The organism is Labrys sp. ALF-8 (assembly GCF_059699065.1).
Window position 1 is genome coordinate 121,605 of the sequence record NZ_AP048543.1, and the last position, 21,488, is coordinate 143,092.

A 21,488-nucleotide genomic window follows, 5' to 3' on the forward strand; every position below is an offset into this window, starting at 1 on the left:
GCGGCAATCGATGCTCGTTGCTTTATGAAAGGCTCAATATGAGCATCGGCACTGTCAAATGGTTTAATTCCGCCAAGGGCTACGGCTTCATCCAGCCAGAAGATGGAAGTTCAGACGTTTTTGTCCATGTCAGTGCGGTTGAAAAGGCCGGCCTTCGAGAATTACGCGAAGGTCAGAAGGTCAGCTACGCATTGGTGCGAGATCGTAAGACGGGTAAATCGACTGCTGACGACCTGCGGGTGGACTAGGTCTCGACCGATATCCACGATACTCGCAGCTACATCGTAATTCTTGGAAGAGGGCCGACTGTGACGTCTGGCCCTTTATTTTTCTGATGGAGATACTTTGCGTATTCTTGTTCGCGATAACAATGTCGATCAGGCTCTGAAAGTTCTGAAAAAGAAGCTGACGCGTGAAGGCATCCTGCGAGAGTTGAAGCGACACCGCGCCTATGAAAAGCCTTCCGAGCGCAAGACTCGCGAAAAGGCGGAAGCCATACGACGCGCGCGCAAACTCGCGCGCAAGAAAGCTCAACGAGAGGGTCTCCTTCCCATGCCAAAGCCCAGGGCCACTGCGTCCTCCAGGGCTTCATTTCCTCGGGCCCCGGGCTCCAATACCAACCCCTGAGGATGGGGTGCCTTCCTATGCCCCCCAGAAAAAAGAAGGAAGAAGCATGGGCGTTCACACTTTTAGCATCGGTGAACTTGTCACCTTGCGACTTGCCCCCAGCCGCCAACAGGAAAAAGTGTACGAAATCACGCGGCTCCTACCTGCGGATGGCCCGGAGCTCGGTTACAGAATCAAGACAATCGGCGAGCCGTTTGAGCGGACAGCGCGCGAATTCGAACTATGTGCCATGAAGTCGGCGCACCACCTCAGCGTCCTGCCCTAAGAGAGCATGGACCCGATCAATCGGGAGTTGGCCGATCGAAGGCCTTTTTGCCCAGGGACTGCCGCAACGGAGAACATGGATGGGTGAACGTCGAGAACTCTATCGCAGTCCTAATGGCGACGTCTGGTACCTCGGCGGGGACCCTTCAGACGGGATGGCCCTCGTTATTCATCAAGCCAATGGGCCGTCCGGTGCGGCCCAATCCCTTATAACCTTGCGCGATTTTCTCGGAACAGGCGCCAATTGTCCCGAGCACCAAGCATTGCTTCGGCTGATAGCGACATTGGTGCAAACGCCTCCCTTTGCCGGTCGAGGTGAAGCGGAGCGCTAAGCGATTTCTCTGGTCACTGATGCCGAAAGGAAAAGTCGATGTCCAGATCTCCCGCCGATCCGGTGGAGCGCATTTGTCGCCTTATGTGCCGAATGGAAGGGCATGAAGAGGTTGTCGGGTTTGAAGGAGAGCCCATGTGGGAATCGTTTCGGGAAGACGCTCTGGAGATCCTCGCGGAGTTGCGTGAAGGCGATATGTTGCCGAATGGCCTGTTCATCATAAAACTGGACGGGTAAAATGTTCAGACTTCTGAAATGGTATTGTCTTACTCAATCCTCGACTAACACAGAATTTTATCGTTTAAATTAGTTAATTTAAAATTATAATTTGCCTTGTCATGAACACATTTGAAGTTTATATGTCTAGTCGTCGATGTTGTTGTCGAGCTTTTTCCGCGCCTGAAGGGCGCTGATGACCTTCCTCTTCAGAATCGATCTGAATTTTTTTGCTGAACAATTTGTTCGGCGGCTATTTTTCTGTGACCGATTGAAAGGAAATCGTCATGAATACAGGGACCGTCAAATTCTTTAACGCCGTCAAAGGCTTTGGTTTCATCCAAGTCGATTCTGGTGGGCCTGATGTGTTTGTTCACATTTCGGCCGTCGAGCGCGCGGGCATGTACTCGCTCGTTGAGGGGCAAAAGCTCACCTTTGACGTTGTAAAGGATCCTCGCAACGGAAAGAGCGCGGCCGAGAATCTTCAGGTTGCCTAAGACCACGATGCGTCTGGCCTTTGACCACGGATGTACTGGCACTGGCCGTTGAGGCGCGTGTGAGAAGGTCGGGCAAGCCCGGCCTTTTTTCATGATGGCCCTCTACCGGAGAGAGGACGATATGAACACTCCCGACTTTACCGTGCCGGCGGCGGTATATGTGCAGGTGCTTGGTGCAAGCCGATCAACGCGGGGTAGGGCTCCGCAGAAGTACCATCGGTTTGATAGTCTTGCACTTGCCGTTCAGTTCGCGGTTGAGAATTCACATACCGAACTAATTGCGGTGATGGTTGAGACCGAACATGGTGCCTATACAGGCTCAAAGCTCCGCTCCCTTTACGATGACGACCGCTATCCCTTACCTAGAAGTACGGCTGCCGGGGCAGAAAAGTTGACCGGTCGATCCGCTGAGAGGACATCGGAATGACGGTTCCCGTGTTCAAGGTCGGCACTATCGTCTCCTACTCGGGCATTCCAGGACATCGTGACGAAGGCCCATTCGAAATCGTGCGTCTTCTGCCAGCAGACGGACCGGAGCCGCAATACCGGCTTCGTAATCTCGCCGATCTGAGGGAAAGAGTAGCCCAACAGCATGAGCTTCAGCCGCTACGAGGAGATCCAGCGGAAATTGCGGCGGTACAGTCGGCTCGAAGGAAGGTTCCTCCACGCCATGAGCGACGGCGTACATAAGTCAGGTCGAGGCGGGCCTCCTGATTGAGGCAAGGATCGCAGTGCGAGCACAACTAAGATTCCGTGCGTGAGACGCCATATCAAATCCCTCCGTAGGCGAAGGATGCTCATCGGCGCGGCGTGAGCATGGCACTCGCAGGAAACCGGCAGACGGACGGTTTCTTTGCCGAGTCCGGTGGCAACTCCCCTCAGCCGGGCTAGGGAATCCGAGGACCCTTAGATTTCTGCACGGAAATCAACACTGAGGGCGTTCCATGCCATAGTCCACTTACCGAAAGGTTTGCGACAGAGCCATCTCAAGGCTGGGTTCTCGTTGCAGGAAGCCGCCAGCGCACTAGCAACGAGCGCGCGCACGCTGCAACGTCGCTGTGAGGCGATACTCGGCAAATCGCCGCTATCCTACTTCCAGGATCTTCGTGTCGAGCGAGCGCAATCTCTTCTCCATGGCAGCGGCCTGGACATCGATGCCATTGCCGCGGAGGTCGGCTACGTCGATGGAGCCACCCTGCGCACGCTCCTGCGCGAGCGGCTGGGACGGGGCGTGGGCGAGCTTCGCGCGAACCTGCACTGACGGCCCGTTTCCCCCGAGGGGACTGGGGCGGTCGCAAGGCGAACTTTCGGTGATCCCGCGCGACATGGATGCTAGAGGGAGTCGAAAGGCTGCGGGCGGACCGGCAAAACAACCTCGAACACGGCTCCCATCTGATCCTTCGCCGGCGTTGCCAGGATCTGCCCGCCGTGACGCTCGATAATTCTGCGGCAGATCGCCAATCCCAGGCCCATGCCGCGAGGCTTCGTTGTCACGAACGCGTCGAACAGTTCCTCTGTTTTGCCAGACAGTCCCTGGCCCGTGTCGCGCACGATCAGGATTGCGGCGCCGTTCTTGCCGGTCCGACTTTCTATGGTCATCAGCCGCTCCCTTCCTTCGACGTCGCGCATTGCGTCGATGGCGTTGGAGACCAGGTTGACGACGACCTCCAGCAACTGGCCCCGGTGACCGGTGATAGGCGGCAGATCCGGCGCGAGGTAGGCGCGGGCCTGGATGCCGTGCTCCTCCATCTCGCTTCGCATCGTGCGCAGCACTTCCGCAGCAACATCGTTCACATCGACCGGGCCGAGGGTCTGATCCGAACGCCTGAATAGACTGCCGATACCCTTGAATATCTCACTGGTGCGACGAACGTCGCTCTCGATGTCGTTCAGCGCTTCCGTTGCCAGCCCCAGGTCGGGCTGAGGCCGCCCCAGGGCCAACCCGGCACATTCGGCGTTGGCCAGGATAGCTCCCAAAGGCTGTCTCACTTCGTGTGAAAGCGCGGCAACCATCGCATCCAGATTGATCAGCTTGTTCTGCCGTTCACGCTGCAGGGCGGCGTGCGAGCGGACGATCCGTGCATAAAGTCGCGTCGCCTCCGCCAGCAGAATAACCATCAGGACCGTCGCGTTGAAGAGAAGCAACGCAATGCCGAAATAAAAGCCGACCGTGTATCGCGCCGGAGCCAGCACGTTCGACATCAAGGTTTCCAGCAGAATGGCAAGTACGGCAACCAAAAGCCACTGATCGAGTACCGAGCGCCGGCGAATCCATAACAACGTGAACGCGCCTGCTAGAAGCAAAGTCGTGAAGATACCAAGATAGACTCCCAAGGGGGTGAGTGTGGTATCGTCAAACGCGAGGCGGGGCACATAATCGTTTCCCGCCGTGAAGAGCAAGACAAGCGCGAAGACCAGAATCGACGTGGTTGCAATGCTCCACGCAATTGCGGACTTGACCGAACCCGGGGACACCGCGCGGCCGCTATCTCTCCACAAGGTGTAGCCCAGCACGGCCATGGCGAAATTTAGATGCCAGGTCAGATAGAGCCAACTTGCGGTTTGCAGGCCGGCCCCCAGAAGACCGGTCGGTGCGAAAAGTCCCGGGTAGGTCAATCCGATCACAACTGCCAGCACGGACGCAAAAAGGTAGCCGCTGGCGAGAACCAGCAGGGCACGGGATCTTATGATTGAAAATTGGGAGAAAAGAAGAACGGCGGTTATGAGGTCGCTCAGGAAGAACAGGGAAGACACCACGGCGGCTACAGGGTTGAGCCCTGTCAGCGGAAACGCCGCAAATGGAGCCGCCACGCCGAAGCTGATCACGAGACCAGCTCCGAAGGCGAGGATCAACCGACGCTGTGACGACGTCGGTTCTACCGTCCCCAGCAGCGGGGGCGTCGGCTCGCATAATTTGTCGGCAGTCACGTTCGCTCCCCGTTCGGTCGCCATCGGAAGCGCCCCAGGATGACTAGTTTTGAAGACGAAATGCAAACAACGCGGCCCGCCATTGCGGAGCGAATATCCTGCTGCTGCCCAACATGTCGATTTCGGGAGTAATCGGAACGGTTTCTATCGAAGAGCGATTGTCCGGGGCACCTGTACCAGGAAAGGAAAAGTTGTCGGATTACGGTCCAAAGGCGGTTATTTCTTGAGAAGGCAGAGCTTCCTTTCTTCTTATGGTTCCTCGCAGCCCAAGAGTATCACTGTATTTGCGCTGAATAGGAACCATAATCATCCGCATTGTCGCGCCGAGTCTGTTGTCCTTTGTGACAATGATTGGCTAGGACCAGTCCGGCACGCTGTTCTTCATGGCCGCGGCCATCTCCAGGGCTTGTCTTTTCAAGGACTGCAGGGCGTCGTCCGAACTCATGCGGGCGCTGGACAAGGTCCCCAGTCGCTCGGCGATCGACACGAGCTCCGCCAGCGAGCGGACCTGCATCTTTTCCATAACCTTGTGCCGGTGCGCCTTGATCGTCCGTTCCGTGGTGCCGAGCTCATAAGCGATCTGCTTGTTGAGCTTGCCCTGGACGACGAGTTTGAAGACCTCCCGCTCCCGGGGGGTCAAGCTGGCCACCCGGCCCCGCAGGCAGCGAAGATGCAGGTCGCGCTCCCGCATCACCGAATAGGTACCCATCGCGCGATTGATCGCGCTGATCAGCGTGTCTTTGGACACCGGCTTGGTGAGAAAATCCTCCGCGCCCGCCTTGATCGCCCGGACGCTCATCGGAATGTCGCCGTGACCGGTGAGGAAGACGATCGGCAGGGTCGAGCCGAGCTTGGCCAGGCGCTCCTGCAGCTCCGGCCCGCTCAGGCCCGGCATCTGGGCGTCGAGCAGGATACACGAGGGGATGTTGCCGTCGGGACGGTTCTTCAGGAAGTCTCCCGCCGACCGATAGCCTTCCACATCGAAGCCGAAAGCCCGCAGCAGGCGCGTCAGCGCCGTCCGAAACGACAGGTCGTCATCGATCAAATGTACCAGTGTCCGCATAACAACCCCCTTTGTTACTGCATGAGCGGAAGCCTGATCCGGAACACGACCCCTCCCTGGGGCCGGCTCTCTGCCCAGATCTCGCCTCCGTGGGCCTCGACGATCTTGTTTGCGCCGTACGACTTCTCCACTTCCAGAGACTGGCTCAGCCCCATCCTCGCTTGTGGTCTCGCGTTCGTCGGGAAGAATTCCTGGGGTGGGACTTCACGAACTTCCGGTTGCGCAATGGCGGGCATCGCGACAACAGATTGTCGTCAATTTTCTGGGAGAGGAGAGGAAAGAAATGCTTGGATGCAGACCATCAAGTTATTAAAGATTCGCATGGTCTTTACTCGGAGTCATGTCGCCATTAGTCGACTGTATGCCCAACGATAACGAGTTGTAGCACGAGGGGCCTTCATGTCACGCCCGCGCTTTATAAGAATAATAAATAATTGATATTCATGATATGGTAGTAAGATACCTATTTATGTTTCTGATATCGTTTTATTTGTATCGAACCACCCGGAATCGCCCAAACGTACGGGGCAGAAGGCCTGTTTCTTATTGTCCCAAAGTACAATACCGGCAAGGATGGCAGCCAGCAGATGTGCGGTCTCACGACTGCTTCGAATATCAGTCCGGCAGAGCCATATCGCTTCCCGTAAACTCTGTACCCTGATGCCACAATGAACATTCTTCATCACCGGCCGAAGATCCAGCGCACCCAATGTACAGTGCCGATTTGATGGCGCTATGTCCGATTGAATATTGAGATGGCCAAGTGCGAGACCCTTGCTCCTTGTCGTATTCTTGGCAGTAGACGACTGGTAACAATGGAGCGAGGGATATCATTGCACGGGTCGATGCAGTCCGGCGTTCCACACGTATTCCCACTGCCTCGGCTGTTCTCCTGGACAATGTTCCCGGCACGCCCCTGAATATAAGCTCACGGAGCGTGGCATCCGGATTGCCGTCTTGGCGATCGTTCGACGAAGTGGCGCGACAACAACGATGAAGGTTACAGGACCATGTCTTGTCGAAATGGGGATTTGTCGCCAAAACGCGCCGGTTCCGCCTTGCGGGTGTTCCCGGCCCTGATCGCGGTCCAGGTTTGTCTCGGCGCCCACGCGGCGCTTGCCGGCGAGCCGAGGCTCACGGCGGCCGGCTCGGTGGTGATCGAGGGCCGCCCCGGCGCTGATGACGGGGTGATCCAGTGCGACGACGGCACGTTGTGGATGCGGGGGCGACCGCACCGTTTCCGGATCTCGGGGTTGAGTGCCAGGATGAAGCGCCCTTCAGCCGTTAAGCTGCAAGGCACCGTCTATGACCTCGACAGTCCCGAGCGATTTTCCGGCCGCTATGTGCCGGCCCCACCCGATGCGCGGATTGCCGGAACGCCGCTGGGCAAGATCTGGCTGCGAAACGAGCATGGTGTCCGGATCGAACTCATCCTCAAACGTCGTGGCGCGGCGTTGTCGACGGCGGAGGAAGGCGCTTCGGTCACCACGGAATGACCATGGAAGCCGATCGCCAGCCTAGCGCCCGATCGATGGATGAGGAACCTGCCCAGCCCGGCGCGCGCTGCGACAAGTTTCCGACCGGCGGGACCTATGGAACCTTCTGAAGCGAGATCTGGCCGACACCCGCCGCTATGTTGAGCCCGGTCTGCCCCGACACCGACAGGGGCTGCAGGGCCACCGAATTCTGGGAACCGCCGACCAGCACATTCGCCCCGAGACCCGCGGCGAAGGTGGCCTCCGCCGTCGCGCCAACATAAGTGCCGCCGAGATCGCTGCGATGCGATCCAGCTTCGAAGACGCCCCAGGCGATCCTGCCGGCCTTGGTCACTCCGACATCGAGGCCGAATTTCTGGATGTGGCCGATATAGTGCTCTGCCGGACGCTTAGCTGCCTTGAATTGGCAGTCGAGCCCCTTCTTGGACGTCACGATCAAGCCGATGCCTCCTGCCACCTTGCAGGAAAGCGTACCCGTGTGGACCCGTCGGGTCTCGGCATGGGATACCACCACGCTCAAGATAATGGCGCTGACTGCAAGGCATCCGCGCCCGATGAACCTGTATTTGCGATTTCCCATCACGCGTTCCTTTTCGAGTAATCGACGATTTGGAGAGAGGAAGCCAATGACGGCAGGCAGGATAAAGGAGTGCGGGGAGCGCCATCCGATCTTACCGGAGCCAAAACAGGTTTGAATTGTACCATCAGGCACTGCCCGAAAGGACAATGGCTCTTTCTCCTCAATTTGTTTGAGGTGGAGCCCTCGCGGCAGGTGACCTTGCATCCGCATCAGCTCAGGAGGACCTGCACGGCGATTATCTTGACGATGGTCATGCTCGGAAAGCAGATGGCGTAACCGATGTCGGGCCGCTCCGTCGGCGCGAGCCGCCCTGCCGATGCAAGGATGGCCGGATTTCCGGTCGAGCCGGCGCAAACGCCCAGCAGGTCGTCAAAGGGTATCTTCAGCAGGTAGCCGCCGGCCAGCACGACCAGCACGAGGGTTATCAGGACCAGGGCCCCACCGAGCAGGATCTGGATGCCGTTCGAGGCGACGGTTGCGACGAAAGGCGCGCCGGCCCCGATCGCCACGCAGCCGATGAAAATGGAAAGGCCGAGATTCCTGAGCACTAGGTTCGCGACGACCGGAATTCGCCACCCGATAGGGCCGCTGCGCCCCAGCCGACCGAGGATCAGCGCCATCACGAGCGGGCCGCCCGCAACGCCCAGGCTGAAGCTCGTGCCGCCCGGCAGCGGAATCGGGATCATGCCCAGCAGAAGGCCGAGAGCCACGCCGACGCCGATCGAGACGAAGGAGAGTTCGGCGTTGCCCTTCATACTGTCCCCGAAATGACGCCTCACCTCCTCCTGCCGACCGCTCGGCACGAGGACGACGAGACGGTCGCCATATTCCAGCGTCAGGTCCGGTACGGCCAGCAGTTCCGCGTCTCCACGCCGCACATGCGAGATGACGATCGCAAAATCCGGCAGCGTGATCTCGCGTATCGCCCTGCCGATGAAGGCGGCCCTCGACACATAGACGCGGGCGACATCGTAATCCGCCCGATCGCGACTGATGCGGCCTGCCTCTTCTTCGCCCAGGGACGCCGTGGCTTGGCCGATGCTCGAGGGGCTGCCGACGAGCAGAACGGCATCGCCTTCGTGCATGGTTGCCTCCTGGTCGGCCGGTACGTTGGCGTGATGCCGGCGCATCGCCACGATCTTCACGTCGCCCGGTATATCGGTCGCGAGCTCGCGGAGCGTTCGTCCCTCGGCATTTCCTCCGAGAGTCAACTCGGCGACACGGATGTTCTTTGCCGGCGGCGTAAGTCGCGGTTTTACAATGCCGGCCATGATCGTCATCAGGACGATCGGTCCGATCACGCCGAAGGGATAGGTCACGGAATAGCCGATGGCCGGATCCTGGTTGCCGGCGGCGACCAGCGCGGCCTGCAGGGTCGGCGTGCTCGTGCCGGATCCGGCGAAAAGCCCGGCGGCGGTGGCCAGGGAGACCCCGAGCGGTTTCGACACGGCGATGGCGACGAAAAGAGAGGCGAGCACGGCGACGGTCGCCAGGCCTATATATTTGAGTCCGGGACCGCGCAGGCTGGCAAAGAACTGCGGGCCGTACTGGATGCCGACGCCATAGACGAACATGACCAGGCCGATCGTGCCGACAAGTCCGGGAGGCGCTGATTTCGGCGCAATCGCCCCGATCAGCAGGCCCGTGAAGAGAACCGCGCCGGCACCCAGGGAAACGCCGGCGAGCGTGACCTGCCCCACTGCGTAGCCGGCGGCGATGGCGATGAAGAGGGCCAGCAGCGGAGATGATTCCAGCACCGTGCGGACGAGATCAAACATTGCGATTGCGCCTCATTCTCGGATTGAATTGCAAAATGCGCTCGTATTCAGCGAACCAGGTTGGAATGGTGGTTCGGCTTGAACGCATTTTGCCTTGGTTCTCACCTTGCTCGACAACCGGCATCGCGGAATTGCGCCAGAACCCGCGCGACGATCTCCGGGGAAGGCACGGGGGTTTCGTCGAGGGCGTAGTCGAGGCCAAGAGCCTTCCATTTGAAGGCGCCCATCTGGTGGAACGGCAGGACCTCGACCGTCTCGACATTCTTCATCGGCGCCACGAAGCGGGCGATGCCCTCGACATTCTCGGGCGCATCGCTCCAGCCCGGCACCAGCACGAAGCGGATCCAGACCGGCTTGCCCATAGACGCCAGGCGTTCGGCGAATTCGAGCGTCGGGCGGACATCCTGCTTCGTCACCCTTTGATAGGTCGCGGGGTCAAAGGATTTGATGTCGAGCAGAACGAGATCGACCTGTTTGAGATAGTCCTCGTCGGCGCGGGCGCCGAGAAAGCCGGACGTATCCAGCGCCGTGTGCAACCCCTGCCGCTTCGCTGCCGCGAAAAGCCGCTTGGTGAAGTGCATCTGGACGAGCGGCTCGCCTCCCGAAATCGTCAGGCCGCCCCCCATGGCGCGCAAGGGCGCGGTGTAGGAGGACAGCACCTCCTCCGCGCGCTGGATGCTTACCTTGGTGCCGTCCTTGAGGTGCCAGGTATCGGGATTGTGGCAGTAGACGCAGCGCAGCAGGCAGCCGCTCATGAACACCGTGACGCGCACGCCCGGACCATCCACCGTCGAGCCGGTCTCGTAGGAATGGATCCAGCCGAAATCGCCGCGCGTGTCCTTGAGCTCGGCGGTTTCGGGAGCGTCGGGGGACAGCATCCGGCGCAATTCGTGGCGATTGCTGCCCAATGCCTGCTCCACCATGACGTCAGGCCTCGTCATGGAAGGTGCGGCTGATCACGTCCATCTGCTGCTCGCGTGTCAGGCGGACGAAATTGACCGCGTAGCCGGACACCCGGATGGTCAATTGCGGATATTTGTCCGGATGCTCCATGGCGTCCAGGAGCATGTCGCGGTTGAGCACGTTGAGGTTCATGTGGAAGCCGCCCTGGCCGAAATAGGTGTCGAGCACCTTGACGGCCTGCGCGATGCGTACCTCCGGATCGATCCGGCTGGCCGTGGGCGCCACCGAGACGGTGTAGCTGATGCCGTCCTGCGCATCGGCATAGGGGAGCTTGGCCACCGACAGGCAGGAGGCGAGCCAGCCATGGCTGTCGCGGCCATGCATCGGATTGGCGCCGGGGGCGAAAGGCTGGCCGGCCTTGCGTCCATCCGGCGTTTCGCCGGTGTTCTTGCCGTAGACCACGTTGCTGGTGATCGTCAGCACCGACTGGGTATGCACCGCATGGCGATAGGTCTGGTGCTTGCGGATCTTGGTCATGAAGCTGGAGACCAGGTCCACCGCGATGCCGTCGACCCGATCGTCATTGTTGCCATAGATCGGGAAGTCGCCCGTCCGTTCATAGCCGACGACAAGGCCGTCCTCGCGGCGGATCGGCTTCACCTTGGCGTATTTGATCGCCGACAGGCTGTCCGCGACCACGGAGAGGCCGGCGATACCGAAGGCCATGGTGCGCAGGATCTCGGCGTCGTGCAGCGCCATTTCAAGGCGCTCATAGTAATACTTGTCGTGCATGTAGTGGATGCAGTTCATGGCATGGACATAGGTCCGCGCCAGCCACTCCATCATCTGGTCGAACTTGGCCATGACGTCGTCATAGTCGAGCACATCCCCCTCGACGGCCGGCACCTCCGGCGCGACCTGCACGCCGCTGATCTCGTCCCGCCCGCCATTGATGGCGTAGAGCAGGCACTTGCCGAGATTGACGCGCGCGCCGAAGAACTGCATCTGCTTGCCGATGCGCATGGCGGAGACGCAGCAGGCGATGCCGTAATCGTCGCCCCAGGACGGACGCATCAGATCGTCGTTTTCATACTGGATCGACGAAGTGTCGGCGGAGATACGCAGGCAATAATGCTTGAACGGCTCCGGCAATTGCCGCGACCACAGCACGGTGATGTTCGGCTCGGGCGCCGGGCCGAGATTGCGCAGCGTGTGGAGGACGCGGAAGCTGGTGCGCGTCACCAGTGGGCGTCCGTTGAGATCGACGCCGCCGATGCACTCCGTTGCCCAGTATGGGTCGCCGGTGAACAGCGCATCATATTCGGGCGTGCGCAGGAAGCGTACGATGCGCAGCTTCTGGACGAGTTGATCGATCAATTCCTGGGCGCGGCTCTCATCGAGAACGCCTCTGGCGAGATCCCGCGCGATGTAGATGTCGAGAAAGGACGATATGCGGCCGATTGACATCGCTGCGCCGTTTGCTTCCTTGATGGCGCCGAGATACCCAAGATAGGTCCATTGCACGGCTTCCCGGGCGTCGGCGGCCGGCCGCTCAATGTCGCAGCCATAGGTTTTCGCCATGGTCGTCAGGTCGGTGAGCGCACGCATCTGCTCGGAGAGCTCCTCGCGCTCGCGTATCACCTCGTCGCTTGGCCAGCGCGCGTCGAGCAGCGCCCGCTCGGCCTTCTTGGCGGCGAGGAGCTTGTCCGTGCCGTAGAGGGCCACGCGCCTGTAGTCGCCGATGATCCGCCCGCGCCCATAGGAGTCCGGCAGGCCGGTGATGATGTGGCTGCGCCGGCAGGCCATGATCTCGGGGGTGTAGGCGTCGAAGACACCGTCATTGTGGGTCTTGCGGTATTTGCTGAAGATCTCGTGGACGAGAGGGTCGGGGTCGACCCCCGCCGACTTCAGCCCGGCCTCCACCATGCGCAGCCCGCCGAGCGGCATGATGGCGCGGCGGAAGGGCGCATTTGTCTGGAGGCCGACGATGACCTCGTTTGCACGGTCGATGTAGCCCGGCTCGTGCGAGGTGATCGACGCCGGGGTGCTGGCGTCGACATCGAGGACACCCTTGCGGATCTCCTCTTTGAAATAGGGCTGCAGTTTGGCCCACACCGCCCTGGTGCGCTCGGTCGGCTCGGCCAGGAAGGACTCGTTGCCATGATAGGGCGTGACGTTGCGCTGAATGAAATCGCGTACGTCGATCACCTTTTTCCAACGGCCTGCAGCAAAACCGACCCAGGGATCGGGGCCGGCACCAGGAGACGGGGCTGCATCCCCGGTCATGGTCTCGCTGCCTCTTTGCTTTTCGACGGCGGGTGGCTGATCGCTCGATTGGCGAGCTGCCGCGACATCCCCTTGCATCGGGACCTCCCTGCTAGGCGCCGCAACGCCCCTGTGTGCCGGTTGTTGTTCAGCAAAGAACGAGGTTGGCGGCCAGTCCGCCTTCGCTCGTTTCCTTGTATTTGGCGGACATGTCCCGCCCGGTGTCGGCCAGTGTCCTGATGGTCGTGTCGAGGTCGACGCGGTGACGCGAGGCAATTTCGTTCGTCGCGATCGAGAAAGCGGTCCATGCCTTGACCGCACCAAAGGCACAGCGTTCGATGCAGGGCACCTGGACGTAGCCGGCCACAGGGTCGCAGGTCATGCCGAGATGGTGCTCAAGGGCCGATTCCGCCGCGTTCTCGGTGACCAGCGGCGATGCGCCCATGACCTCCGCGATGAAGGCCGCCGACATGGCCGAGGCCACACCGATCTCGGACTGACAGCCCCCTTCCGCGCCGGCCAGCGTTGCATTGTGCTTGCACAGGTAGCCGATCGCCGCTCCCGCCATCAGCCCACGCCGCACCTTGTCCATCGCCACCCTGCGCTTACTCTCGACGAGCGCGTAGACGATGGCGGGCATGACGCCGGCGGAGCCGCCGGTCGGTGCGGTGATGACGATATGGCCGCGTGCATTTTCTTCCGAGGCCGCGAGTGCGCAGGCGGCGACGAGCGCAATGGCCCGGTCGCTTTCATAGGCGACGCTGTGCGCGCGTTCCCACACAGTGGCCGCCTTGCTGTGAAGCTTGATGGGTCCAGGCAGGACGTCGTCCTTGGCCGAGAGGCCGGACTTGACCGTGGCGAGCATGGCGCCCGCGATCTTGTCGAGAAACGCGTTGATCTCCTTCTCGCTCTTGCCGGACACCGCCACTTCATTCGCCATCATCACGCCGGCAATGGAGAGATTGTTGTCCTCGGCATGAGCGCGAAGCTCTTTCATGGTGGCGTAGGGATATTTCGGCTGCCCCTTTTTCGGCGGTTCATAGCCCTTCCACTCGATGAAGCCGCCACCGACCGAATAATATTCCAGCTCGTAGAGGACCTTGTCGCCGGAGACCAGGCGACAGGTCATCGTGTTGGGATGGGGGAAATCGCCCTTGGCTGCATCGTAGACGATGTCGGTCAACGACAGCTGGAAGGTTCGGTCTCCGAGCGTCACCGGATAGGTTTTGTCCGGGCTTTTCATCATCCCGTTGAGGAAGGCGGGATCGACAGTGGCCGGCTCCTTGCCGACCAGCCCCGCGAGCGCGGCTCGCTCCGTGCCATGGCCCTTTCCGGTCGCACTCAGGCTGCCGAAGAGGTGAACCTTGAGGCCCGTTGCCTGGGCGACCTGATCAGGGGGAAGCTTTGTGCAGCGCTGGTAGAAATCGTAGGTAATGCGCATGGGACCGATCGTATGGGAACTCGATGGACCCGGGCCGACCTTGTAGAACTCTTCCAGCACTGTCATGACCGGGCCCTTGGCCCGCTTCACTGTGTCGAGGTCGGGAGACAGCGTGGCGCCGAGAGCCGGCGTCTGGGCTTCCTGTGCGGCTTGCGCTGCCCGAGCTTCGGGCGTCCACACCTGCCCGGTCATCACCGCCGCGGCCCCGATCGCCGCACTGCGCATGAGGAAAGATCGGCGATCGACATCTGGAGGGATATCGAGCGAGAGCGAAAGACTTTCCGGATCCTTCTCCCGATCAATCATGGTCAACTGCCTCCCCTTGACGACAGATCTGCGAATTTATCTTGTCGGCCTGCGATCTAGGCCTCCGTCGCGTTCGCAACGCTTCGGACCTGGAGCATCCCGCGATTTTCCGGCAACTTTCGATGGTTTTGGAGACTGGACGTTCCCCCTCAGGGGCGCGACAGGTTCCCCTGCGCGAGCGAAGCGGCCTGTTGCGGAAATATTATTCCATCATACCTGTGTCATGAAGAGCAGTATATTGCACTGAGGGGTATGGTCCCAAAGTACATATATAAATAACTTGCGTTCTATATTTCTATCAGAATTCCGCCATTTGGTCTGGCGGAAGGTGCTTTGAAGAATAGCGCCAAGCGAACGCTGATGGGCGGCCGACGATGCGGCGAGCGCCGCCGCCATCGAACGCAGGCGCCGTGATCGATCCTCAATCGATGATGTGGTAGCCTCCGTCGATATAGAGCACCGTGCCGGTGATCCGCCTGGCTGCATCATGGGCGAGGAAGGCGGTAGCCATGCCCACATCGTCGATGGTGACGAGCTCGCGGGCAGGTGCCCTGACCTTGGCCTTCGCCAGGAGTTCGTCGAACTCCGCGATACCGGAAGCGGCGCGCGTTGCGAGAGGACCGGGCGAAATGGCGTGGACGCGGATACCATTTGGGCCGAGCTCGGCGGCCAGATAGCGCACGGCGCTCTCGAGCGCCGCCTTGGCTACACCCATGATGTTGTAATTCTCAACCACCATCTGCGAGCCGTAATAGGTCATGGTGAACAGCGTACCGCCCTGCTTCATCAGGGGCTCGGCAAGGTGCGCCATGCGGATGAATGACCAGCAGGAGATATCCATTGTCTCAAGGAAGCCTTCGCGAGATGCGTCGGTCACGCGGCCCCTCAGCGTAGCCTTGGGGGCGGAGGCGATGGAGTGCACGACAAAGTCGAGTTCTCCCCACTCCGCGCCGATCCGCTCAAAGACGGCTTCCATCTGGCTCTCTGCGCCGACATCGAGCGGCATGAAGATCGGTGCTTCCACCTCGCGTGCCAGTGGCTCGACATGCGGCTTGGCCTTGTCGTTGAGATAGGTAATCGCCAGCTCGGCGCCGAGAGCTCGAAACGCCCGGGCACAGCCCCAGGCGATCGACTGGTCATTTGCAATGCCGACGATCAATCCCCGGCGGCCTTCGAGGAGCTTTGCTATCACGGTGGGCAGCGGCATGGCAGATTTCCTATCGCGCCGGTCTATGCTCGCGGTGGCACGGGCACCGGCCTGTTTGAAGACCAAAGGGAGGAGCGTTTTCAACTTGGTGTTGACTGGGAGCCTCCAGGGCTTGCGTCGACGAGCGCAAAGGTATGGCGTGCGATCATCACTTCCTCGTCGGTCGGCACGACGAGGAGCGCGACACGGCTTTGGGGCGTGGATATCCTCGCAGTCCCAGCTTCATTGGCAGCCGGATCCAGCTCCGCGCCCAGCCAGCCAAGCCTGTCGGCGATGCGTGCGCGGATGGCCGGTGCGTTTTCGCCGACTCCCGCAGTGAAGACGAAGGCATCGAGCCCCCCGAGCGACGCGGCGAGCATGCCCGCTTGCAGGGCACAGCGATGGATGAAATGGTCGATGGCAAAGGCAGCGCCAGGTTCCCTGCTCGCCAGCAGGTCCCGCATGTCGTTGGAAATGCCTGACAGGCCCTTGAGGCCGGAGTCGCGATAAAGCAGGTCCGAGACCTCGGCCGCGTGCATGCCCTTCTGAGCGATCAGATAAAGGACGACGCCGGGATCGAGCTGGCCCGGCCGAGTGCCCATCGGCAGGCCGTCAAGGGCGGTGAACCCCATGGTGCTTTCAACGCTCCGCCCCCCGTTCAGCGCGCACATCGACGCGCCGCTGCCGAGATGGGCGACGATGACCCGCCGACCCGCGAGATCGGGTTCCACGCTCCGAAGCCGCTCCGCAATATATTCGTAGGAGAGACCGTGAAAGCCATAGCGACGAACGCCTTCATCATAGAGCGCACGGGGCAGCGCATAGCAATCGGTGTGGGGAGGATGACCGCGGTGAAAGGCGGTGTCGAAACAGGCGACCTGCGGCACGGATGAGTCGATGCTCATCGCCAGCCGGATCGGTGCGAGATTGTTGGGCTGATGCAGCGGTGCCAGGTCTTCCAGAGCCGTGAGGCGCGCCAGCACGTCCGCATCGATCCGCACCGGCCGGTCGTAATTGGGGCCCCCATGCACCACTCGATGACCGATAGCCCTCAATTTGAAACCGCCGTGGTCGCGAAGCCATACGCGGACTATCGCCGTTGCCGCCTGGAGATCCGGAACCTCTGGGGCTGCATAGGTCTGGTCGACCAGCACCGAGCCGTCGGTCCCTCTGGCGCGCAGACGCGGCCGCGTTCCGATGCCGTCGATCTGGCCGCGCAGTTGACGCATCAGTTCGCCTCCCCCGATCGCGAAGACCTGGAACTTGAGGCTGGAAGATCCGGCGTTCACGACGAGAATGACATCCATCGCTCAGGCCACTCCAATCGCAGCATCACGGCGCCGCGCCACTGCGTAAAGCGCCGCCACCGCACAGGAGGCGAGGCGCGTGCGTACCGAGTCGGCCCGCGAGGTCAGTACGATGGGCACCCGAGCGCCGAGCACGACGCCGGCGGCGTCGGCATGGGTCAGGAAGGTCAGGTTCTTCGCCAGCATGTTGCCCGCCTCGAGATCGGGCACCACCAGGATCTGGGCGTGCCCGGCCACGGGCGAGGTGATCTGCTTGATGCGGGCCGCTTCAGGATTGATCGCGTTGTCGAAGGCCAGGGGGCCTTCGAGAATTCCGCCGGTGATCTGGCCGCGGTCAGCCATCTTGCACAGGGCGGCCGCCTCGATGGTGGAGGGGATCTTGGCGGTCACCGTCTCGACGGCGGACAGTATCGCGACGCGAGGTGTGCCCAAGCCGATGCCGGTCCACAGATCGATGGCATTCTGGATGATGTCGCGCTTGGCATCGAGATCGGGAAAGATATTGATCGCGGCATCGGTGATGAACAGCGTCTCGGGATGCCCAGGTACGTCCATGACGAAGACGTGGCTGATCCGCCGTCCAGTGCGCAGGCCCGTGGCGGACGCCGCCACCTCGCGCATGAGTTCGTCGGTGTGCAGGCTCCCCTTCATCAGGAGCTCGCCTTTCCCCTCCCGGATCAGCACCACCGCCTTTGCGGCGGCGGCGTGGCTGTGCGGGACATCGACGATCTCGTGAGCGGAGAGGTCGATGCCGTGCTCGGCGGCGACGGCGAGGATTTTGGCCTTGGGCCCGACCAGCACCGGCTCGATCAGTCCCTCGGCCGCCGCGTCGATCGCTCCGCGAAGGGACGTTTCATCGCAGGGATGCGCAACAATGGTTACGGCGGGCTCGTGACTACGGGCAGCTGCAATCAGCCGATCGTACTTCGAGAGTTCTGCCTCCTTGGCCGATGGAGCGGGCATGTGTGAATTCCTCAAAAAACGGTCTTTCGATTTGCCGGTACCGAAACGAGGCGAGGGACATCGGAAAACAAGGCCGCGACGCTGCGAAGCGCCCTTCCCTGTGCGGTTACAAGGCCTTGCGCTTCGATGGTTGGGGCTGGGCGAAAGGAACTGGCTCGACCGCCACTCCAAATAGCCGTGCTACTGTCGCCAGCCGCTCGGCTCCTGCCCCGGTGAGTGCGCCGCGCGCTTCCAGTACTTCGCGCAATGTCGCAAAGGCAGCTGTGCGCTCTTCCGCCCCGTCCGGGAGCAGTCCCGGTATTGCCGCCAGTGCCGTCTCTTCATCGATGAGCAGCATGTAATATTGCTCACGGACCAGTTTCTTGAACGCCTGCAAGGTCATCTGCTGCTCAGAGGGGCGCATCACGCGGATGCGGCGGATTGCCTCGAAGCTGCGTTCGTCCGGCCCCCCGCGCGCCATGCCGACATGGATGAGCGCCCGTACCAGGCCCTCATGCAGGCCGCCGGTCGTCATTCCTGCGCGCAGCTCTGCGATGCGAGCCTCGAGGAGCTTGCTGTGCAGGAGACTCCGGGCCGCCTTGCGTGGCCTTTGCTGGGACTTGACGTCGATGCCCAGTGCAGCCTGGAGTCCGGGGAGGCCGTAAATGGCGAGGAACGTGTTTTCCGCGAGTTTCTCGCTCATCTTCCGCCAGGTTTCGAGGCCTTCGACGATCTGCTGCGAAGCTCGCTCCTGCAGGGCCAGGAAGGGATTGCCGGCGGCGGCAGGCAGTCGTTGTTCCCGAACGCTTTCGGCCGCCGTGTCGACCCAATCGAGAAACGGATTGCGATGTCCGAAAGCCTCGTATGACAATCGCAGCGGGTGCAGCTTGCGCATCGCTTGCGCCACTGGCGCCGTCACAGTCGCCTGAATCACGGGCTGCAGCGTCGCCCGATAGAGTGCTAGGTTGATCTCGGACAGCCGCGCGGCGGCGGCGAAGCGACGTTCATCCTCCAGGTCGTTTCCGCCCAGGGCACGAATGTCGTCCAGTGTCCGCTCCTCGCAACGCATCGTCCATTCGCCGCTCACCATGTCGGGATGCGAGACCGCCTCGCCCTTGGGTTCGAAAACGGCCTCGTAGAGGCCGGGCGGCAGAACGTCTATGAGGTCGATGTTGGACGCGAACTCATCGTGCTCCTTACGGGCGACGCCCGCCGAGACGAAGATGCCGAGATGGCCGATCTTTTCGTGAACGGCATAGACGATCGTCTGCCCATAGGCGCGAATATCGTCGACGCTCTCATAGAGGTCCAGGATCCAGTCAAGCGCCTGCTGGGGTGGGGTAATGTTGTCGCCCCTCGAGCAGAACACGACAATGGGAGAGCGGATGTTGCGCAGGTCGACGGCGGTGCCGTCCGCCGTGCGGATTTCGCCGGCGGCGAGCTTGTTGCCGACAAACAGTTCATCGACGATGAACTGCATTTCCTGGGCGTTGAGCGTCACATGCCCGCCCCACCACTTTTCGAAGCCGAGATAGCGCTCCGCCTCCGTATCGATTTTCGAATAGAGATTGTATTGCTTGGACCAGAGGGTGTTGGCGGGGTTCTGGTTCTCGAAATTCTGCACCAGCGCGGCACCGTCGAAGATGCCGGCGCCGAGGTCCCCGGCCAGGGCCGTCAGCCAGCTGCCGCCCAACAGGCCGCCCGTATATCGCATCGGGAACTGCCCCTTGATGCCCGCCCAGTATGACAGGGGCGTGCCGGCGATGATGATCGGTCCAAAGAGTTCGGGGCGAAGCGACGCCAGGATCATCACTGCCCAGCCGGCTTGGCAGTTGCCGATGACACAGGGTCTTCCCTCTGCATCGGGGTGCCTTTCGATCACCATTTCCAGGAACCGGGCTTCGGCGCGAGCGATATCCTCGATGGTCTGGCCGGGCATGGGGTCGGGCAGAAAGCCGATGAAGTAGCAAGGATGTCCCGCCTTCATTGCCACGCCGATTTCGCTGTCTGCCTTGAATCCGCCAATGCCAGGTCCATGGCCGGCACGCGGATCCACCACCACGAAAGGCCGCCTGTGGGCATCGACGACGATCCCAGCGGGAGGGACGATCCGTGCCAGAAGGTAGTTAACCGGCCGTGGGAGTGTGCGGCCGTCACAGATCAGCTCGGCCTGGTAATCAAGGACGTTGGGCGCGAGTTGCGAAGCCTGTCGATCATATTGCGCTGCGCGCTTGCGCATCGTGTCGAGAAAGAGAACCGACCGCTGCCATGCGTCGCAGTAATAGGCAAGGGCATCGGAAAACGTGGGTATACTCGCTCGCTTTTGCGGCTCTGCCATTCGACCCTCCTGCAGTGGCCGGGTTACTTTGAAATCCATTCTTTCTCGCTTAACTGATTTGCCCGCAGACGATTCAAAACGCGGCAGTATCACGACACAAACCGGGTCTGTCAGCGGAGATCTAATGCTTAAATATAATGTTAAAATGAATTGTAGAAAATTATGACATTGTACGTAGGTACAATTGTAATTTATGCAATTTCACGCAATTATGTAAAATGATATTTTATACTTACATTATCTGAGTATATCATGGATATATTGAGGCTTTATGCGCGAAAAATCAATCTAGAATCTGCTATATTGCCATTAAATCGGAGGCGTTGGAGATTAAGGTGCCTGTGATTCAATCCTTGGAGCAGGAAGAGTGGAGTGCAATCAGAGCTATCAGGGACGCTGAGAATCTCTGATGACGCCTCATCCCAAAAGCACCCAAACTCGAGAGTCTTCTTCGACTTTCGCATTCACTTGACAATAATAAAGGGCGCCGCGTGAATAGTCGTGTAACTGAAATTGTAGTCGATATTGTCTCGGCTTTCGTAGCGAACAATAGGGTACCCGCAAGCAACCTAGCACAACTGATCGCCGATACGCATAAAGTGCTCGATCAGCTCGCTCATCCAGAAACAATACAAGCCTCTAATCCACCCAAGCCAGAACCGGCCGTGCCGATTCGGAAGTCTGTGACACCTGATTTCCTGATCTCGTTGGAGGACGGAAAGAAGTACAAGTCGCTCAAGCGGCATTTGAGCGGTAAGTATGGCATGACACCTGCGGAGTATCGCGACAAGTGGGGACTTCCAGCGGACTATCCGATGGTGGCGCCGAGCTATGCCAGGCAGCGTTCTGAACTGGCAAAAGCCTTGGGCCTCGGTAAGGGTGGCGCCCGGCGCAAGCTTGCCAAGAAATGATTCCGCCGAGACTAAATCTCGCACTCATGGGTGCTAAGGCGTTCCGCCGACGTGAACGACGCCAGGGTTCGCCTGTCCATTCGCTTCACCTCCGGAGCAGCGTTTCAGA

Annotated in this window: 18 protein-coding genes and 1 pseudogene; 7 read left to right on the forward strand and 12 right to left on the reverse strand. The window is 60.5% G+C overall.

Going from position 1 to position 21,488, the window contains the following annotated elements; genetic code table 11:
• Positions 1-38: 38 nt before the first annotated feature.
• The 5 genes and pseudogenes from AC6H34_RS34130 to AC6H34_RS34150 all read left to right on the forward strand — a co-directional run.
• Complete coding sequence (locus tag AC6H34_RS34130) at positions 39-248, forward strand: cold-shock protein (RefSeq protein WP_497542077.1); 210 nt, start codon at positions 39-41, stop codon at positions 246-248.
• Between the two features lie 97 nt (positions 249-345).
• Complete coding sequence (gene rpsU / locus AC6H34_RS34135) at positions 346-627, forward strand: 30S ribosomal protein S21 (protein WP_497542078.1); 282 nt, start codon at positions 346-348, stop codon at positions 625-627.
• Positions 628-1,261: 634 nt separating this feature from the next.
• The gene (locus tag AC6H34_RS34140; RefSeq protein ID WP_497542079.1) at positions 1,262-1,459 is read left to right on the forward strand and encodes a hypothetical protein; all 198 of its coding nucleotides are present in this window, start codon (positions 1,262-1,264) and stop codon (positions 1,457-1,459) included.
• Between the two features lie 266 nt (positions 1,460-1,725).
• Complete coding sequence (locus AC6H34_RS34145; RefSeq protein WP_497542080.1) at positions 1,726-1,935, forward strand: cold-shock protein; 210 nt, start codon at positions 1,726-1,728, stop codon at positions 1,933-1,935.
• A 976-nt stretch (positions 1,936-2,911) separates the two neighbouring features.
• A pseudogene (locus tag AC6H34_RS34150) lies at positions 2,912-3,196 on the forward strand (helix-turn-helix domain-containing protein); the annotation flags it as partial.
• A 71-nt stretch (positions 3,197-3,267) separates the two neighbouring features.
• On the opposite strand, the gene AC6H34_RS34155 reads toward AC6H34_RS34150, so the two are convergent.
• The 3 genes from AC6H34_RS34155 to AC6H34_RS34165 all read right to left on the reverse strand — a co-directional run bounded on the left by AC6H34_RS34155 (position 3,268) and on the right by AC6H34_RS34165 (position 6,162).
• A complete protein-coding gene (locus tag AC6H34_RS34155) occupies positions 3,268-4,863 on the reverse strand; it encodes a sensor histidine kinase (RefSeq protein WP_497542081.1) in 1,596 nt (531 codons plus the stop codon).
• Positions 4,864-5,218: 355 nt separating this feature from the next.
• On the reverse strand, positions 5,219-5,926 hold the full coding sequence (locus tag AC6H34_RS34160; protein ID WP_497542082.1) for a response regulator transcription factor: 708 nt from the start codon (positions 5,924-5,926) through the stop codon (positions 5,219-5,221).
• A 14-nt stretch (positions 5,927-5,940) separates the two neighbouring features.
• Positions 5,941-6,162: an ATP-binding protein gene (locus tag AC6H34_RS34165; RefSeq protein WP_497542083.1), complete on the reverse strand. Its 222-nt coding sequence runs from the start codon at positions 6,160-6,162 to the stop codon at positions 5,941-5,943.
• A 795-nt stretch (positions 6,163-6,957) separates the two neighbouring features.
• On the opposite strand from AC6H34_RS34165, the gene AC6H34_RS34170 reads away from it, so the two are divergent.
• The gene (locus tag AC6H34_RS34170) at positions 6,958-7,422 is read left to right on the forward strand and encodes a hypothetical protein (protein ID WP_497542084.1); all 465 of its coding nucleotides are present in this window, start codon (positions 6,958-6,960) and stop codon (positions 7,420-7,422) included.
• A 94-nt stretch (positions 7,423-7,516) separates the two neighbouring features.
• Here AC6H34_RS34170 and AC6H34_RS34175 read toward each other — a convergent pair whose 3' ends face one another.
• The 9 genes from AC6H34_RS34175 to AC6H34_RS34215 all read right to left on the reverse strand — a co-directional run bounded on the left by AC6H34_RS34175 (position 7,517) and on the right by AC6H34_RS34215 (position 20,468).
• A complete protein-coding gene (locus AC6H34_RS34175; RefSeq protein WP_497542085.1) occupies positions 7,517-8,002 on the reverse strand; it encodes a DUF992 domain-containing protein in 486 nt (161 codons plus the stop codon).
• Positions 8,003-8,211: 209 nt separating this feature from the next.
• The gene (locus tag AC6H34_RS34180) at positions 8,212-9,780 is read right to left on the reverse strand and encodes an aspartate:alanine exchanger family transporter (protein ID WP_497542086.1); all 1,569 of its coding nucleotides are present in this window, start codon (positions 9,778-9,780) and stop codon (positions 8,212-8,214) included.
• A 101-nt stretch (positions 9,781-9,881) separates the two neighbouring features.
• The gene (pflA, locus tag AC6H34_RS34185; RefSeq protein ID WP_497542087.1) at positions 9,882-10,721 is read right to left on the reverse strand and encodes a pyruvate formate-lyase-activating protein; all 840 of its coding nucleotides are present in this window, start codon (positions 10,719-10,721) and stop codon (positions 9,882-9,884) included.
• Entirely contained in the window at positions 10,708-12,969 is a 2,262-nt protein-coding gene (pflB, locus tag AC6H34_RS34190; protein ID WP_497542199.1) for a formate C-acetyltransferase, read from the reverse strand. Before pflB ends, pflA begins: the two co-directional genes overlap by 14 nt.
• A gap of 127 nt (positions 12,970-13,096) precedes the next feature.
• A complete protein-coding gene (locus AC6H34_RS34195; protein WP_497542200.1) occupies positions 13,097-14,695 on the reverse strand; it encodes an L-serine ammonia-lyase in 1,599 nt (532 codons plus the stop codon).
• A gap of 421 nt (positions 14,696-15,116) precedes the next feature.
• The gene (gene fabI, locus AC6H34_RS34200) at positions 15,117-15,902 is read right to left on the reverse strand and encodes an enoyl-ACP reductase FabI (RefSeq protein WP_497542088.1); all 786 of its coding nucleotides are present in this window, start codon (positions 15,900-15,902) and stop codon (positions 15,117-15,119) included.
• 80 nt (positions 15,903-15,982) lie between these two features.
• Positions 15,983-17,188 (reverse strand): acetate/propionate family kinase, encoded by a 1,206-nt coding sequence (locus AC6H34_RS34205; protein WP_497542089.1) that lies wholly within the window; start codon positions 17,186-17,188, stop codon positions 15,983-15,985.
• Positions 17,189-17,191: 3 nt separating this feature from the next.
• Positions 17,192-18,151, reverse strand: coding sequence for a phosphate acetyltransferase (locus AC6H34_RS34210; RefSeq protein ID WP_497542090.1), 960 nt, complete (start codon positions 18,149-18,151; stop codon positions 17,192-17,194).
• A gap of 106 nt (positions 18,152-18,257) precedes the next feature.
• Positions 18,258-20,468, reverse strand: a complete 2,211-nt coding sequence (locus AC6H34_RS34215; RefSeq protein ID WP_497542091.1) for a DUF3141 domain-containing protein — start codon at positions 20,466-20,468, stop codon at positions 18,258-18,260.
• Positions 20,469-20,959: 491 nt separating this feature from the next.
• On the opposite strand from AC6H34_RS34215, the gene AC6H34_RS34220 reads away from it, so the two are divergent.
• Positions 20,960-21,379 carry a Ros/MucR family transcriptional regulator gene (locus AC6H34_RS34220; protein WP_497542092.1) on the forward strand — a complete coding sequence of 140 codons (420 nt, stop codon included), beginning with the start codon at positions 20,960-20,962 and terminating at the stop codon, positions 21,377-21,379.
• Positions 21,380-21,488 lie beyond the last annotated feature (109 nt).

Bases quoted from the DNA above. Each gene is read 5' to 3' on its own strand.
- AC6H34_RS34215 (WP_497542091.1), bottom strand. From the start codon at position 20,468: ATGGCAGAGCCGCAAAAGCGAGCGAGTATACCCACGTTTTCCGATGCC.
- AC6H34_RS34210 (WP_497542090.1), bottom strand. From the start codon at position 18,151: ATGCCCGCTCCATCGGCCAAGGAGGCAGAACTCTCGAAGTACGATCGG.
- AC6H34_RS34175 (WP_497542085.1), bottom strand. From the start codon at position 8,002: ATGGGAAATCGCAAATACAGGTTCATCGGGCGCGGATGCCTTGCAGTC.
- AC6H34_RS34205 (WP_497542089.1), bottom strand. From the start codon at position 17,188: ATGGATGTCATTCTCGTCGTGAACGCCGGATCTTCCAGCCTCAAGTTC.
- AC6H34_RS34130 (WP_497542077.1), top strand. From the start codon at position 39: ATGAGCATCGGCACTGTCAAATGGTTTAATTCCGCCAAGGGCTACGGC.
- fabI (WP_497542088.1), bottom strand. From the start codon at position 15,902: ATGCCGCTGCCCACCGTGATAGCAAAGCTCCTCGAAGGCCGCCGGGGA.
- AC6H34_RS34180 (WP_497542086.1), bottom strand. From the start codon at position 9,780: ATGTTTGATCTCGTCCGCACGGTGCTGGAATCATCTCCGCTGCTGGCC.
- pflB (WP_497542199.1), bottom strand. From the start codon at position 12,969: ATGACCGGGGATGCAGCCCCGTCTCCTGGTGCCGGCCCCGATCCCTGG.
- AC6H34_RS34165 (WP_497542083.1), bottom strand. From the start codon at position 6,162: ATGCCCGCCATTGCGCAACCGGAAGTTCGTGAAGTCCCACCCCAGGAA.
- pflA (WP_497542087.1), bottom strand. From the start codon at position 10,721: ATGACGAGGCCTGACGTCATGGTGGAGCAGGCATTGGGCAGCAATCGC.
- AC6H34_RS34160 (WP_497542082.1), bottom strand. From the start codon at position 5,926: ATGCGGACACTGGTACATTTGATCGATGACGACCTGTCGTTTCGGACG.
- AC6H34_RS34140 (WP_497542079.1), top strand. From the start codon at position 1,262: ATGTCCAGATCTCCCGCCGATCCGGTGGAGCGCATTTGTCGCCTTATG.
- AC6H34_RS34195 (WP_497542200.1), bottom strand. From the start codon at position 14,695: ATGATTGATCGGGAGAAGGATCCGGAAAGTCTTTCGCTCTCGCTCGAT.
- AC6H34_RS34145 (WP_497542080.1), top strand. From the start codon at position 1,726: ATGAATACAGGGACCGTCAAATTCTTTAACGCCGTCAAAGGCTTTGGT.